This is a genomic window from Photobacterium obscurum, assembly GCF_026191635.1.
GTDB lineage: Bacteria > Pseudomonadota > Gammaproteobacteria > Enterobacterales > Vibrionaceae > Photobacterium > Photobacterium obscurum.
Genome location: NZ_JAKRRW010000041.1, coordinates 1 through 16411 on the forward strand (window position 1 = coordinate 1; position 16411 = coordinate 16411).

The 16411-nt window shown below is 45.0% G+C and carries 11 protein-coding genes and 1 pseudogene; 11 read left to right on the forward strand and 1 reads right to left on the reverse strand.

Going from position 1 to position 16411, the window contains the following annotated elements; all coding sequences use genetic code 11:
- Positions 1-410 precede the first annotated feature (410 nt).
- From ltrA to MD588_RS25650, 10 genes and pseudogenes are all read left to right on the forward strand, one after another.
- A pseudogene (gene ltrA, locus MD588_RS25605) lies at positions 411-1640 on the forward strand (group II intron reverse transcriptase/maturase); the annotation flags it as partial.
- Between the two features lie 481 nt (positions 1641-2121).
- Positions 2122-2787, forward strand: a complete 666-nt coding sequence (locus tag MD588_RS25610) for a hypothetical protein (RefSeq protein ID WP_265700778.1) — start codon at positions 2122-2124, stop codon at positions 2785-2787.
- A gap of 622 nt (positions 2788-3409) precedes the next feature.
- The gene (locus MD588_RS25615) at positions 3410-3670 is read left to right on the forward strand and encodes a hypothetical protein (protein ID WP_265700779.1); all 261 of its coding nucleotides are present in this window, start codon (positions 3410-3412) and stop codon (positions 3668-3670) included.
- A gap of 470 nt (positions 3671-4140) precedes the next feature.
- Positions 4141-5676, forward strand: coding sequence for a bifunctional GNAT family N-acetyltransferase/carbon-nitrogen hydrolase family protein (locus MD588_RS25620; RefSeq protein WP_265700780.1), 1536 nt, complete (start codon positions 4141-4143; stop codon positions 5674-5676).
- Positions 5677-5769: 93 nt separating this feature from the next.
- Positions 5770-7122: a Na+/H+ antiporter NhaA gene (gene nhaA, locus MD588_RS25625; RefSeq protein WP_265700781.1), complete on the forward strand. Its 1353-nt coding sequence runs from the start codon at positions 5770-5772 to the stop codon at positions 7120-7122.
- 154 nt (positions 7123-7276) lie between these two features.
- A complete protein-coding gene (gene hflK, locus MD588_RS25630; RefSeq protein ID WP_265700782.1) occupies positions 7277-8341 on the forward strand; it encodes an FtsH protease activity modulator HflK in 1065 nt (354 codons plus the stop codon).
- The gene (gene hflC, locus MD588_RS25635) at positions 8338-9333 is read left to right on the forward strand and encodes a protease modulator HflC (protein ID WP_265700784.1); all 996 of its coding nucleotides are present in this window, start codon (positions 8338-8340) and stop codon (positions 9331-9333) included. Before hflK ends, hflC begins: the two co-directional genes overlap by 4 nt.
- An 80-nt stretch (positions 9334-9413) precedes the next feature.
- On the forward strand, positions 9414-10682 hold the full coding sequence (gene nhaA, locus MD588_RS25640; RefSeq protein WP_265700785.1) for a Na+/H+ antiporter NhaA: 1269 nt from the start codon (positions 9414-9416) through the stop codon (positions 10680-10682).
- Between the two features lie 62 nt (positions 10683-10744).
- Complete coding sequence (acnA, locus tag MD588_RS25645) at positions 10745-13438, forward strand: aconitate hydratase AcnA (protein WP_265700786.1); 2694 nt, start codon at positions 10745-10747, stop codon at positions 13436-13438.
- Positions 13439-13759: 321 nt separating this feature from the next.
- Positions 13760-14047, forward strand: a complete 288-nt coding sequence (locus tag MD588_RS25650) for a hypothetical protein (RefSeq protein ID WP_075764634.1) — start codon at positions 13760-13762, stop codon at positions 14045-14047.
- 332 nt (positions 14048-14379) lie between these two features.
- Here the strand turns inward: MD588_RS25650 and MD588_RS25655 are convergent, their stop codons facing one another.
- Entirely contained in the window at positions 14380-14790 is a 411-nt protein-coding gene (locus tag MD588_RS25655; protein ID WP_160653760.1) for a c-type cytochrome, read from the reverse strand.
- A 598-nt stretch (positions 14791-15388) separates the two neighbouring features.
- On the opposite strand from MD588_RS25655, the gene MD588_RS25660 reads away from it, so the two are divergent.
- A complete protein-coding gene (locus tag MD588_RS25660; RefSeq protein WP_265700788.1) occupies positions 15389-16045 on the forward strand; it encodes a TVP38/TMEM64 family protein in 657 nt (218 codons plus the stop codon).
- The last annotated feature ends 366 nt before the right edge of the window (positions 16046-16411 follow it).

Genomic DNA, 16411 nt, shown 5'->3' on the forward strand with positions numbered 1-16411 from the left:
TATGAAGCGTTGTTCACCACATAATGAGTGAACCATCTGTATCACCAGATGACCCTAGGATTCTGAATAAAGCAGCGAATCCGACAATGTAACGAAATTCAGTCATTAGACTGAATGGGAACCAAATCGTGAGAGGAGGTTCCTCCTGAAAACCACAATTCGGGTAAGTGCTAGGGTGTCAGTATGATGAACGTATGTGAATCCACGTAAGGCGCGTTATATGACGAAGCAGCGGAAGTGGTTAATACGCTGTGGCCAAAATGGCAATGAGAGTCGGAAAGAAGTTGGACAGTACTCTTTCGTGATCATTGTACTCTCCGCACTATAGTGGGCATCTAACCTGATATTTTGCGCGACATACGGAACAGGGTAAGCCTGTATATCTCCCTATGGGAAAGCGGTCTGCGAAGGTCATCTGGAACACGGATGCACGTCGAATGGCCGCAGTAAATCAATTGAGCCGAAAAGGTTATCGAGCTAAACCGCTCAGACGCATTTATATCCCAAAGAAGAATGGCAAACTCAGACCTTTAGGCATCCCATGCATGATAGATAGAGCGCAACAAGCGTTATACCTTCTTGCCTTGGAGCCTATTTCTGAAACATTAGCCGATCCAAACAGCTACGGTTTTCGCCCTAATCGCAGTACAGCTGATGCTATTTCACAATGCTTCAAGTGTCTGTGTCTAAAGCGTTCAGGTCGCTGGGTTTTGGAGGGGGATATTAAGGCTTGCTTCGACAAGATTGGGCATGAATGGCTAATTGAAAATATCCAATTAGACAAACGGATGCTGAAGCAATGGCTTAGCTCTGGTTATATCGATAAAGGCTTGTTCTATCGTACATCGGAAGGTACACCGCAAGGCGGTATTATCTCCCCAACTCTTATGCTACTGACACTTGCAGGCTTAGAAAAACTTGTAAAGGAAGTAGCTAGTAAAACTGGCGATAGAGTCCATTTTATCGGTTATGCTGATGACTTCGTGATAACAGGCACATCGGAAGATGTCCTCATAAATGAAGTAAAGCCACGGCTCATTGATTTCCTGAAAGAAAGAGGCTTGACGCTCTCAGAAGAGAAAACGCACATAACTCATATCAATGATGGTTTTGATTTCCTTGGTTTCAACCTAAGGAAGTACAAAGGCAAACTACTTATTAAACCGAGTAAGAGCAACGTACTATCATTCTTGAGCAACCTGCGTGGACTCATCAAGAAACACGCAACCATGCCAGTTAATGATCTCATCAGATTGTTGAATCCAAAACTGAAAGGTTGGGCGAATTACTATCGTCATTGCGTGGCAAAGCGTACTTTTGGTTATCTAGGTCACCAAATCTTTTGGTTGCTGTGGCGATGGGCTGTTAGACGCCATCCAACTAAACCAAAAGACTGGGTTAGGCGTAAATACTACATGAATCGTAGCGGTGGCTGGCAGTTTCATGGTTGGCAGAAAATTGCCAATATGGACTGTCACTACAATTTGGTTCAAATCGCTAAAACGCCAATTAAAAGGCATGTGAAAATCAGGAGCGTAGCAACACCGTTCGATCCTCAATACCAAGATTACTTGGCGAAGAGGAAACCGAAAAAGGAAAGCCGTCACTCTTGGTTTGATCCTGCTCTAACTGCTATTTAGGGTTGCTGGGTAACGTAATACGCCTTAGTGGAGGCTTGAGCCGTATGCAGTGAAAGTTGCACGTACGGTTCTTAGGAGGGCGACACTTGGTAACGAGTGTCGCCTATCCGACATAAACGAGCCAACGTGTCTCCTTTGACTCGGATTTGCTCGGAACCAAGCAGATGCACCAAAGTACCAAGAGGCCTATGACTGGCTGATTGAAAAAGGCGATGATGTTCCCGATGAAGTGCGGCAGGCCATGACAGCATCAATTGATGAACAGTTAGCTATGCTCGTGTTCATTGCGAAAAAGACGATAATGGTGAATCAATCTATGATCCCAATTACATTGTAAAGGCACTGGCTAGTGAGTGATTGTTATTGGTGACGACAAAAGGGGCTTAGGCTCCTTTTTCATGTTTAATTGCATCAAATCATTGCATTGATATGCGTACCTGGATGATCATAAAATCTTACACTCCATATGTAAGGCGGTATGATGGGTACTTTCACAGACAGGCCATTCATTGAGTTCTCAGATCAAACGGTGAAGTACCGTCGTAATCTGCTTATCTTCAGTTGTGCGCTATTTATTCTTATCTATAACCATGTTGGCATTGAATCAGGGAAGTCGATTAACTTTCTTGGTATCCCACTCTCAGGTTTAAGCATTAATGATGTTAAGTTGTATTTAAGCCTTGCTGTTGGTTATCAACTATTTCATTTCTTATGGCGTTGTTGGGATGAATGGTGGGCGTGGCGTTTAAAACTGTCGGGTGAAAACTTAGGTTTGGATGGTCCTGTTTCAGGGAACACCTATGTAAAAGCTATTTCTGATGTATGCGCTTTTACTCATTTCATGCCAGACGTTACAATTGAACAGCGAATTGCGTCTGTTATGACAAACAGAGCTAAGTTTTTAAAGGATGAAGTTGATAGGTATGGTTTAACCGATGATGTTGTTTCTGCTCATGTTGAGTCTTTAGAGAAAGTTGTAAATGTAGATTCAGGATTTGCAAGAGATATAGAAAGAATTCAGCGTTTTGAAAAACACGTTAGAGGTTATTCTATCCAACAACAGCTAAGGTTCCACGCTTTAGAGATTGGTGTACCGGTATTGTTATCTATCTTTTCACTGTGCGCGTATCTAGGCAGTATCAATTGATTATCTAAATGGAGCTTCGGCTCCTTTTTCTACTCGTAATAATCGGCTACAACAGCACTGTATATTTGAGGCTCTGTTGTACTTCTGTGTTGCTTTGTCTCTCTGCCTACATGGAGGTAACTCACTTTTGCCTCATTATCAGTTAGTGCTAAAACTCATTCACAGGCTGTTAATGCTGATTTGCGATACATTTTCTAATCTCTTTTAATTAGCTTGATACAGTTAAGGGGCTGCCAGTGGAGGTCCTTTGTTCATGGTAGACGTTATAGAGCTATTAATGAATTTTCGCAGTTTACGAGCTTTTTCACGTGAATCGATGACAATGGAGTAGCAACAAGAAGAAAAATCAGAAGCATATCGTAAAATGCTATTGTCAGACGGTATTGACCCAGAAGAACTTTTAGCTATGACCGCTAAAGCACCCAGGTAACCTCGCGCACCCCGCCCAGCAAAATATAAGTTCATCGATGAGAATTGAAAGGATAAAACATGATCATAACGTATTGATTAAACCCTAAAGGTGTCATTTTTGAATTTATAGCGTTTACTGCGCTTAAATGCACCTAAACTTATAGTTATGTAGCGGCTAATGTTGCTAATTATAGCTGCATAAAGGGAAGTAATGGAAAATATAGCTGTTTTTTATATGCTTAGCCATGTGATTAAAAATGAAGAGCAGAAGAGAATAACCGCACAATTGAAAAAAGCTGGCTTTGAAGGAACATTAAAAGTTTACGACTTAGGAGGGGGCAGTAAAGCTTCCAGTAATCTTGTCGTTAAAGGGGTCTATCAAGGGCAAAGATGTTGTTGTGCTGTGGGTTATGAGCGTAAAAGGAATAATTTAATTATTAGGCAAATATGGAGTGATCATACCGAAGTGTAATCTGCTGCATTTCTGTTATCCCATGAATCTATTGATTTTAAATGAATAAAGAAAGGAACAATGCTGAACTTATATGTGCCCGAGGAGCATCTTGTATATCACTATTTGTTTGGGTCGTTATCGGAAATATTTGAGATAAAGTGCATATCAGCGACGCGGTTGATATGCTAAGCCAGCTTGAATAATAAACCGAAACTGAATAAAGCCGATTTAATTGAAAATCAAAGGGTGAATATTGTCTTTCCTCACTTTCATATAGATTTTCCATGGCAAGAAGTACTATGGCGACTGAGCACGGCATTTTCTTCTAAACGTGAGAGGTTCTGAACAATTAAAAATGCCCGTCCCCCCATTCTTTGATACATACTGTATATAATCTGAGCACTGCGGATGTTTGATTCAGCCGGTAGGTATTCGGTAACAAAACCTCTTTGCTGAATCGTCTCCCGATAAACACTGAGAGAGTGAGAATGGATACCAATACTCCCTTGTTAAACCTTCGTACTATTGAACCAGGTGATTATGATGAACTGGCCGCCTTGATGAACTTGGTATTTGAGGATGTAGGCGGGGCGTGGCCGCGAATGACGATTATGGATTTGATCCATCAATTTCCCGACGGCCAGATCTGTATCGAAGATAGTGGCAAGATCGTGGGAGCAGCTCTAACCATCAAGGTTGATTACAATCGCTTTTCACTTAACCATACCTACACCGATATTATCTCTGAGAAAAATGTGATTCAGCACCAAGCCAATGGTGATGCTTTATACGGGCTGGATGTGTTTGTACACCCGGATTATCGAGGACTGCGCCTCGGCCGGCGTCTCTACGATGCTCGTAAGGAACTCTGCCGAAACACTAACCTGAAAGCAATATTAGCCGGAGGTCGGATTCCAGGTTACCATAAAGTTGCTGACCATCTCTCTGTTCTCGAATATATAGAGAAGGTCAAGCGAAAGGAACTTCATGACCCTATTCTGTCTTTCCAGCAGTCTAATGATTTTGATGTTAAGCGATTGATGAAGCATTACCTGCCAGAAGACGCCAAGTCCTGCGGCTATGCTACCTTGCTGGAATGGGATAATGTTTTCTATGATGAAGTTGCTCCGTCAATCCTTGATTCTGAGAAAACGATGGTGCGCCTAGGTATTGTCCAGTGGCAAATGCGGATGATAGTCTCAGTAGACGATTTGATTGACCAGGCTGAGTTCTTTGTTTCGTCTCTTTCTGGCTATCAATCTGACTTTGCGCTTTTTCCTGAATTTTTCAATGCACCACTGATGGGACTGTGGCCAGAGCAAAGTTCGGTAGAGGCCATTCGGCTTTTGAGCGAATTTAGTGAAGAAATTAAGCAACGTTTTTCGCAGCTGGCGGTCACGTACAATATCAATATTATCTCAGGGAGCATGCCTGTAACGAAAGACGGCCGTCTGTATAACATTGCTTACCTACTACATCGTGATGGCTGCATAGACGAGCAGTATAAAATCCATATTACCCCCCATGAACAGCGAGACTGGGTCATTGATGGTGGTGACAAGGTGAAGGTATTTGAGACAGACGCAGGGCGGGTCGGCATCCTAATCTGCTACGATGCAGAATTTCCTGAGCTGGGACGAATGCTGTCAGAACAAGGCGTGCAAATCATGTTCGTGCCTTTCTGGACGGACACCAAAAATGGCTACTTGCGAGTCAGGCTATGTGCACAGGCAAGAGCAATCGAAAACGAATGCTACGTTGCGATAGGGGGTAGTGTCGGCAACTTACCAAGGGTTAATAATGTCGACATACAGTATGCGCAGTCAGCCGTATTTTCTCCGTCCGACATTTATTTCCCCCACGATGCAACAATCACCGAGGCTAGTCCAAACACCGAAATGATTATATTTGCCGATGTCGAACTCGACAAACTCAAATACCTCAATACAGAGGGTTCGGTAACTAACCTGCGCCACCGCCGGCTCGATCTCTACGGCGGCTTCACCCGCTCTAAACAAAAATAAGATTTACCGCATTAGCTTTGTCTATCCGCCTTGATAGGTTATTTCACAGAGCACTTTAATCATAAGTTGGTGAGCTAGACGGTAGAAGTCAGCATGGAAAATGGTCAGCAAAATAAGACAGAAATCCCTCAGCTTCCGCAGGATTTGATTGATAAATTTACCAAGCCGATTAAACGTTTTTTGCATATTCAAGCTTCTGCGAGCCTGGTTCTTCTGTTGTTTACTCTTATCGCACTAGTTTTGTCCCACTCAATGTGGGGGGATGCTTTCCTTGCGGTTTGGGAAACGCCGATGGGTATTAATGTCGGCTCGTTAATATTCGTCCGTTCACTTCGTGAATGGATAAACGATGCCTTAATGACTCTGTTCTTTTTTCTTGTGGCTTTGGAACTCAAGCGGGAGCTTGTTCTGGGGGAGTTGAAACACCCGCGCATTGCTGCATTGTCTATCATAGCGGCTTTTGGCGGTATGCTCGTGCCTGCTGCTCTGTATCTCATGTTGCAGTCGGGTCAACCCGGCGAGAATGGCTGGGGTACAGTGATGGCGACTGATACTGCTTTTGTCATCGGTTGTTTAGGGTTATTAGGGACACGTATTCCCCATAGTTTGCGCATATTTATGCTGTCTATGTCGATTGTGGACGATATCGGCGCTGTGCTGGTGGTCGCCATTAGCTACGGCAATAGCCTCCGATGGGAAGTACTTGTCTTAGCCGTGGTTGGTATAGTCATTATTCGCGGAATGGGCCTGCTTGGTATTCGTAACGTTTCTATTTATTCTTTAGTCGGCGGGGTGCTGTGGATTTTGGTGGATGCGTCTGGGATACATGCAACAGTTACCGGTGTCATACTAGGTTTGATGACACCGACGGAAAAGTGGGTAAGCGGTGAACGTTTGCACGCCATTTTAGCTAACGTTGTCGCGTATCCGCCCGATGAACATTGGGAGTCGGATACCGAAGGACGGAAGGCATTGCAAATGGCAGAAGCTGCAGCACATGGAACGCTGTCTCCGGTTGAAAGGCTGGTAATGGTGCTTCATCCATGGGTTGGGTTCGTCATCTTGCCATTATTTGCATTTGCCAATGCCGGAATTCAGGTATCTTCGTCTGACTTTGGTAACCCCGTCACTATGGCTGTTTTTATGGGATTTGCGCTTGGCAAGCCATTGGGGGTATTTGGATTCAGTTGGCTGGCTGTACGGACGGGAATAGCGATACTCCCGTTGGACCTCAACTGGAAGTTATTGGCTGGCGGTAGCCTACTGGCTGGTACTGGCTTCACGATGGCACTGTTCATTGCCAATTTGGCTTTCAGTTCTGATCTACTCAATGACGCAAAATTGGGGATATTGTCAGCGTCTGTATTTTCTGCCCTGGCGGGTTTTTTAGTATTGTTCGGACGGTCGCATAAAGGTAAATACCCAAACAATTCAAATGGATTGTGATGGTCATACATTGAGATTAATTATGCCTAATGGGAAGTTGATTAGGACTTACTGTGTTCCCACTTTATTTCACCAGCCAGCTTGAAAGATCATCCAAAGCGAACCAAGCTTTACTAATAATTTGGCATTTTACCAAAAGCCTAAGGCAACGATCATGTCATCGTCTAATGATAATCCCCCACCTGAAGACCCTTTAGGGAATGGGGAGCTCCCTCCAGCCAGCGTGGGCGAGAATATTAAAAAACGCGCGAGAACAATCAAACAGTTTCTTCCCCATGGCGACCTAAGAAGTATTGCCGGGTTGGTATTCTTCATCATAGTGGCGATGAGTTTTTGGCAGGCTGTCTACACCGTCCCCAGTGATTCCGTGGCTGTCGTACAACGATTTGGTAAATTCCATTTAGTCATACAGCCGGGGTTACATTTCAAACTACCACTCGGTGTCGATACTGCGACAGTTGTTCCTGTCAAGCGTCAATTAAAACAAGAGTTTGGCTTTACCACGCCGGGAGCGAATGATCCATACCAACGTTCTGCCGAGCATAATGGTGAGCTAGAAACCCAGATGGTTACCGGCGATTTAAATGCCGCGTTGGTTGAATGGGTAGTTCAGTATCGTATTGCCGAGCCCATTAAGTTTTTATTCGAAGTCCGCTCACCAAGTGCCACCCTTCGCGATGTCTCAGAGTCCGTAATGAGGGAAGTCGTCGGCGATCGTACCGTTGATGAAGTCATTACAATTGGCCGGCAGGAAATTGAATCAGAAGCGCTTGTTAAAATGCAGATACTTGCGACGAAATATGCAATGGGGATCAATATTGATCAGGTTCAGCTCAAGAACATTAATCCGCCTAGGCCTGTCCAGGAATCATTTAATGAAGTCAATCAGGCCCAACAAGAAAAAGAAAAACTCATTAACGAGGCACGTAGAGATTACAACAAAGTAATTCCTTTGGCAGAAGGCGAAAAGGATCAACGGATTCGAGAAGCAGATGGCTACCGGCTGAAAAGAATTAATGAGGCAGAAGGTGATGCTGCCCGGTTCAATGCCTTGTTGAGCCAGTACAGCAAAGCACCAGAAGTGACACGCCGGCGAATCTATATTGAAACGATGCAGACGATTTTACCCCAAATTCATTCAAAGATTATTATTGATGAACACACCCGCAGCATTTTACCTTTTCTCGATCTTAAGGCAAATCAAGGTGAGCAACCATGAAAAAGGCCAGACCATTAATTGCTCTTGCTATTCTCGTCTTGGTCGCATTGGTTATAAAGGGGGCACTTTATACCGTTAGTGAGGTCGAGCAGGTCATTATTACCCAGTTTGGTAAACCAGTAGGTCAGCCGATAACGGAAGCAGGACTCAAGGTAAAAATGCCATTTATACAAGAAGTCAACGCTATCGATAAACGCGTACTGGAGTGGGATGGTGATCCCTCCGATATGCCGACAAAAGATAAGCTGTATATATCAGTCGACTTATTTGCGCGCTGGCGAATAACCGATCCCTTACAGTATTTTCTCCGTTTACGAGATGAACGCAGTGCTCAGTCTCGGCTGGATGACATTTTGGGCAGTGAAACCCGCAATGCGGTGGCAAAACATGAATTGATTGAAATCATCCGAACCACCAAAACTCGACAGCCTTTACGTGATGCCCTGTTAATTGAGGCTGAACGCGACTTAACTCTGGGAAATTTGGTGCCGATCCAAAAAGGACGCCAGGTAATCGAGGACGAAATATTTACCGCAGCAGCAGAGAAAGTCCAAGTCTTTGGTATTGAACTATTGGATATCCGCTTTAAGCGCATTAACTATAATGCAAGCGTAAGACCCAAAATATATGATCGCATGATCAGTGAACGCCGCCAAATTGCCGAGCTCTTTCTTTCCGAAGGGTATGGCGAGGCAGCCAGAATCCGAGGTAATCGTGTACGTGATTTAAATAAAATACAATCCGAAGCCTATCGCCAGGTGGAAGAGATACGAGGTTTGGCCGACGCTAAAGCCGCAGAGATATATGCGCAGTCTTATAATCAAAATTTGCAGGCGGTAAGTTTGTATGAATTTACGCGCACAATGCAAGCCTACCAGTCAATCATGGCAGAAAATACCACGTTGGTACTATCAACCGAGAGTGACTTGTTTAAGTTTCTGAAGGGGGTATATCCACCTAAAGCGATCAAACTGGCGCCGGAAAAACAATGAAAAAAGCAGCTTTCCAACCCCATGAACGAGGACATCCCACGCAACTGCCCAAAGAGTATGTTGACTGGCTAACCCAACCTATGACGCGATTTCTGCGCATCGAAGCCGCGGCAGGTTCAGTGCTACTCTTTTTTACTATTACGGCTCTGATTCTGTCTAATTCCCCTTGGGCAGAAACATTCCTGTCAATATGGGACGTTCACGTAGGGATCACTGCGGGCACAATTGAGTTTAATCGCTCGTTACGGGAGTGGATCAATGATGCACTGATGACTTTATTTTTCTTCTTGGTGGCACTGGAGCTTAAACGTGAAATCGTTTTAGGAGAATTGAGAAAACCGCGCTTAGCTATGCTGTCTATAGCGGGTGCGGTGGGTGGTATGTTGATCCCAGCATCACTCTATCTGGCTTTTCAGTTGGGTCAGCCAGGGCAGAATGGGTGGGGAATTGTGATGGCAACAGATACCGCATTTGTTATAGCCTGCCTGACCCTGCTAGGCCCCCGTATACCGAAAAGTTTACGGGTATTTATGCTTTCGCTAGCGATTATTGATGACATAGGTGCCATCGTCGTAGTGGCCGTCGGTTACGGTGAAGACATTCATTTTCGTTATATTGGACTCGCGGTAATCGGATTTGTGGTCGTTAAAATCATGGCGGTCCTTGGTGTACGCAATATTGCGGTGTACTTGTTAGTTGGTGGTCTCATTTGGCTTGCAGTCGATGCCTCCGGAGTGCACCCAACCGTGACCGGGGTGATATTGGGACTGTTGACCCCAACCGAACGTTGGGTCAGCGAAGCGCGTTTACTGACGATTATGGAATGTGTGGTGCCAGCGCCAAGCCAGCAGGGTGTTCATGGTATCGACCGAAAAATCTTAAAAACAGCTGAAGCGGCAGCGCGGGAAGGGCTTTCCCCGGTAGAGCGATTAGAAATGTTACTTCATCCATGGATAGGCTTTGTGGTGATGCCTTTGTTTGCCTTTGCTAATGCTGGTGTCCCGATTTCTTTTTCTGAAATGTCTGGTTCCTTATATGCTGCGGTTTTTGCCGGTCTCGTAGTAGGAAAACCGGTCGGTATTGTCTTATTCAGCGGGTTGGCGGTATGTACCGGCCTGGCAATACGACCGCCCGATCTACATTGGCCGTATCTATTAGCGGGCGGCATGCTTGCCGGAATAGGTTTCACCATGTCGCTCTTTATTGCCCATTTGGCTTTGAGTCCTTCGCTGGTCAACGCCGCTAAGCTTGGAATCTTATCGGCCTCGCTATTTTCTGCGCTGATAGGAATCGCATTATTAAGCTGGCTTTTGAAGCGCGATGATTTGCACAATCAAGGTGAGATATAGGTCTCGCTCAGCCAGGATAAAGCAACCGCAGTCTTGAATGTGTGATTGCTGAGGAAATGACGATGATCCCCGATAATGAACATGCATGGCGTCAACGATATCTTCAGTCACTGACTTTCAGCGGCGAAGAACATGATTACTGGTCACTGAAAACACTGGCAAATGATTATCAAATCGACTTGACTCATCTGCCGCTGGTTACCCGGCTGTTTCTTGAAAATGTCATGCGGCACTATGAAGATCATGCTACGACTTCAGCGGTTATCTCGGCACTTTGCTCGGGAAAATATGGAGCGGATGATGACATTGAACTGTCTTTTTATCCCAGCCGGGTTTTGATGCAAGATTATACTGGTGTTCCGGCATTGGTTGACTTGGCTGCAATGCGGGATGCGGTCTATCAGGCCGGCGGTGACCCGCAGCGTATTAACCCTATCTGTGCGGTTGATCTGGTTATTGACCACTCGGTGATTGCCGAACAAGCGGGTAAACATTCGGCATTAATTGCCAACCGGCAACAGGAAATGCGACGAAATCAGGAGCGATACCAGTTCCTCAAATGGGCGCAAAGTGCATTTCATAATCTTACAATAATTCCTCCAGGGAGGGGGATTTGTCACCAGGTGAACCTGGAATATTTGGCACAGGTTGTCCGGGATGAACAAGGTGTGCTGATCCCCGACTCTCTGGTTGGAACTGACAGTCATACGACCATGGTTAATGGATTGGGTGTGTTCGGCTGGGGTGTCGGTGGAATAGAAGCCGAAGCAGCGATGCTCGGTCAGCCTATAATCTTGAATATTCCCCATATTGTCGGTGTCAAGCTGGACGGGGCGTTGAAAGAGGGGATAACCGCAACAGACCTTGTGCTAACCATAACCGAACAGTTGAGAGCGTACGGTGTTGTCGGTAAGTATGTTGAATTTTATGGCTCCGGCGTATTAAATCTGACGGTCGCAGATCGGGCGACCCTGTCGAATATGGCGCCTGAGTACGGTGCGACCTGCGGACTTTTTCCGGTGGATGAAAAAGTCATTGCGTATTTGCAGCTAACCAACCGCCCACAGTCACTAATAGAAAGAGTGCGAGCCTACGCGATGGCACAGGGATTGTGGTGTGACGCCGATACCCCCAGTCCTGTTTATGCAGAGAGTGTATACGTTGACTTATCTGCCATTGAAGCCTCAATAGCCGGCCCGAAGCGACCGCAGGATCGCCTTGCATTGAGCGCGATAAAACAAAAAACACAAGAACATATTGAGTTAATGGGACAGAAAGCCACCGATGATAACTATCATGGTGAATCGCCTCATACCCTAACACATGGAGATGTTGTGATTGCGGCAATCACTTCTTGCACCAACACCTCCAACCCCACGGTAATGTTAACAGCAGGTCTGCTTGCAAAGGCGGCGGTTGAAAAAGGGTTATCAGTGCCCGCTCATGTGAAGACATCACTGGCACCCGGCTCTCAGGCTGTTGCGCGATACTTGGATGATACGGGGCTACAACTTTATCTAGATCTCTTGGGATTTCAACGCGTCGGTTTTGGTTGTACAACCTGCATCGGTAATTCAGGTCCGCTCAACGGCCAGCTTGAAGCTGACATCGAACAACAACAGCTGAGCGTCTGCGCGGTGCTCTCGGGTAACCGAAATTTCGAGGGACGAATACACCCAGCCGTTCGCCTCAACTGGCTGGCATCCCCTCCGCTTGTTATTGCCTTTGCGCTGGCTGGACATACGCGCATTGATTTACAAAAAGAGCCCATCGCAAAAAACTATGAAGGTGAAGACATTTATTTACGTGACTTATGGCCAACCAAAGCGATGCTCGACAATGCTTTGCGCCAAGTGACACATAATCAGTTCAGGCTCAGTTACAAGGACATAGAGAAAGGCGATAACCGTTGGCAAAACTTAACAATGAAGGATAGCATTTGTTACCCTTGGGATCCTGCGTCAACTTATATTCAGCGTCCGCCATTTTTTGAACGAGAGATCGGCCATCTGCCTATTCAGTTCGCCCGAATATTAGCTCTTCTCGGTGATTCTATAACTACCGATCATATTTCTCCCGCAGGTCAGATCACAGAGCAAAGTCCTGCCGGACAGTATTTAATCTCTCATCATGTGTCACCGCGGGAATTTAACAGCTATGGTGCGCGTCGAGGGAATCATGAGGTGATGGTACGCGGCACGTTTGCCAACCGGCGAATCCAGAACAAAATAGTTGCGCCGCAAATTGGAGGTGTCACACGCTATTTTGGTGCGCATGATTCAAATTATTGTGACAGCTCGCCCTCAACTGAGCAGCCGCCAGTGATCTCGATGTATGAAGCGAGCCAGTATGCGATTGCTGATAACATACCGTTAGTGGTCTTCGCCGGCAAAGAATATGGTACGGGATCCAGCCGTGACTGGGCCGCCAAAGGCTGCCTGTTACTGAATGTAAGGGCGGTGATTGCCGAGTCCTTCGAGCGGATTCATCGAAGTAATCTGGTGGGCATGGGAATTTTGCCACTTCAAATTGTATCGCCAGGCGGGATCGAATCCTTGTTGTTAAAAGGGAACGAAACAGTTTCAATCGCTTTAAACCATAATCTTAGCCCACGCCAAGATGTCAAAATAATGCTCCGAAAAGCAGAGGGTTATGAACAACAAATCTCTGCGGTACTTCGAATTGATAATCAACGAGAACTTGATTATTTTAATGCAGGGGGAGTGCTACGTTATATTGCAAATAGGTTCATTTGACAGAATCGTCAGTTTTACTTGATAGTACTCATTTTATAGCGCATTTATTTTCTCGTTATTGAACGTTACTGTGCGAATCTCAATATTGGTAGTTGTAGAGCCGAACTTGATAATTTGAAACACTTTTTCTTATCTAAAATGTCCGATTTAGAGCATAGATTATAAATTGAAAATATCCCATAGTGAGATAAGACAGTTTGCTCTGCTGGGGAGCCATAAGGAATTTTCCGTAGATTCTGAATTTTCCTATCGAGCCTTGAGCTTTCCCCTGAGCGCCCCAAGTTAATATGTGAGCAGTTGATTTGTGTAAAGGTGATTATTATGGATAAACAGACTAAACCGTCAATTTTTGACGTGATCCTGCTGCAACTTGATGGTGACAAGCTGAAAAACGATATCTTTGATAGCCTTAAAATGGATTTTGTCCCGCGCACCGGCGATGTGATCGAGGTGGACGGGTATTACTTCTTGGTTCAATCGGTTATGTATTCGTACAAATCCAGCGTTTGTGTGACGGCGTATGTTGATTGCCTGGGTGACGCCGATGAGTATGAGCGATGGATTAAGAAGCAACTGACGGATTCAAATCCACGCATTCATTTCGGGTAACTTTCAAAAGCCCCCTTGGGGCTTTATCTTCCCTGCCTGAATTTCCCTTAGAAGCTGTACCAGTATTTCTGGCAAGGAAACCGCCCTCATGGCGAACAGGGCCACTGCTTAAGAGCAACTTCTGCCCCAAAACGTTAAAAAGCCTACTTTTAAAATGTACATGTGAATAGACTTGTGTTGTCCCCAATCAGAAATGTCACAGCTGATAAGCTTCCTACATTAGGAGAGACGGCAGGGACATTGGACTTACATTACCCTATAGAAAGTATGAACAATAGTGCACACAACTCCACGGTCGCTCTCAAAGACTCTTTGACCATTCTAGTACTCAACTATTTCTTAATACTTTGAGTATCTGAAGGGAATCCTGCTCGCATAAATGTGATAATCTTCCACATCTCACTCCGTGATAGCTGGCCTTTATATGCTGGCATGGCTGTTCCGAAGGCTTTTCCACCCTCAGATATTGACCAAAGTAAATATTCATCCACTGCCATGGGCATCTGGATCATATACGCCAGAAGTGCTGGAGAAGGATTTAGTGAATTAGCAATCTCTCCATCACCCATACCTTGTGCACCATGACAAGTCGAACACTTCTGTCGGTACAATTCGCCACCTTTTCGCACTACATCAGGCTCTTGTACAAACGGGTTTCTTACATTTCGATATTCTTGTGGAATGCTTGAATGCATAAAAGTCCAATGTCTTGTCATTCTCTGTCGCTGCCCAGGATTCATCATACCTGGCCCCCACATTTCGCGCTGAGTCCACTTGGGGTTCCATCTATCGTTGCAACACGCTGGCTGTGATTGAGCGCTGGCAGGATCACTATAGGTTGGCAGTAAAACCAAAGCAGCGAAGACACCGAGGATTGGTAGTATACAAAACTTACGACACGTAACTGTCATTTTGCTCTCCTTTTTCTGGACATTTTGAGTTTAGTTTGTGCCTGTTGTATTCTGTGTAGCAGTGCTTAAATTTAGACTTGCATTAGACGTGACAAATCGGCAAGTTCCTCCGCAACTCCTTCATCAAGTTTATGAACTCTTGATTCAATCAATCTTTAAATTCCATGACACACAAAAATATGTTCATTGCATTCATACAAAGGATAATTTGCCTGTATCGGTATTCAAGGTAATGAAACTCATAAAGGTCGAGTTGATCACACATCTATAAAAACAATACCCAAAAGGGACTAATTGGTTGCGATTTAGCTTGCGGTAGAATCACTTTTCCTTGCACCTTAGAGGAGATGCTATGTAGCCCAATCATATTTCAATGCCAAGCATGCTGTCGTTCACTACAGGACAACTTGCCAAGGAGTATTAGATTCTTATGAAATCGGGAAAATCACTCCTTTACTACCTTCTGATTATTATTGTAATCGCCCTATTTCTTCTATGGGTTTGGCTGTATCACTTCAGCATGCCGCAGTCTCTCGCTTGGGATCCTCAAAGAATTGTCGAGGTCGTAAAGCACTCAGGTATGGCTGGGCCACTGGTCATCATTGCAGCCATAGCAACAGCAATCGTGTTCAGCCCTTTGCCCAGTGCTCCCATAGCCATGGCTGCTGGTGCTATCTACGGACATTTTGAAGGTACTATTTATGTCTTTGTCGGTTCGCTAATAGGGGCATCAGCCGCCTTTGGAGTGGCCAGAGTACTGGGGCTTCAGGCTGCCCATGCCTGGTTGGATCAACGCTTTCCGGACTGGAAGCTGGGAGATCAGAAGCGGCTTATGTGGTTGGTTATGGTGACTAGGCTGATGCCCTTCATGTCTTTTGATCTGGTGAGTTATGTCGCTGGGGTTACCGTATTGAGTTATGGACGCTTTCTGCTTGCTACAGCGGTGGGTATCCTTCCGGCCTGCTTTTTATTAGCGTATTTGGGTGAAGCGGCAATAGAGCAGTCTTTTACTCTAAATGTGGTTGTTGTGATTGGCCTGTTGATTGCGGCGGGTATTTGGCATCTCCGTTCGGACAAAAATAGCTGATAATTGAAAACTTAGATAATTAGCTACCTACTTTAATGATCAGTAGTCCGACAATACTCGGATAGAAATGGGGTCTTTCCCCCTTACTCCTAGCATCAAGCAGAATTAGTCCATTTGGAGATAAGGAAATCTCAAATTAACGGCCGTGAAGTGGTCAAAATGTGATAATTCAATGATACAAAAAAATAGCGAATATACATAAGTAATAACCATTTCTTGTATTTTAAAACTTGAATGAAAAATTAAATATTCAGAGTTTCCCGTTTTCAAGCGAAGCTGTTTCAATCACGATACCAGCCGAACAGTATTTTTGTGAAGTGAGATACTTTTCCTTATTCGAAGTGTCTTGGTTAGAGCATAACCTCT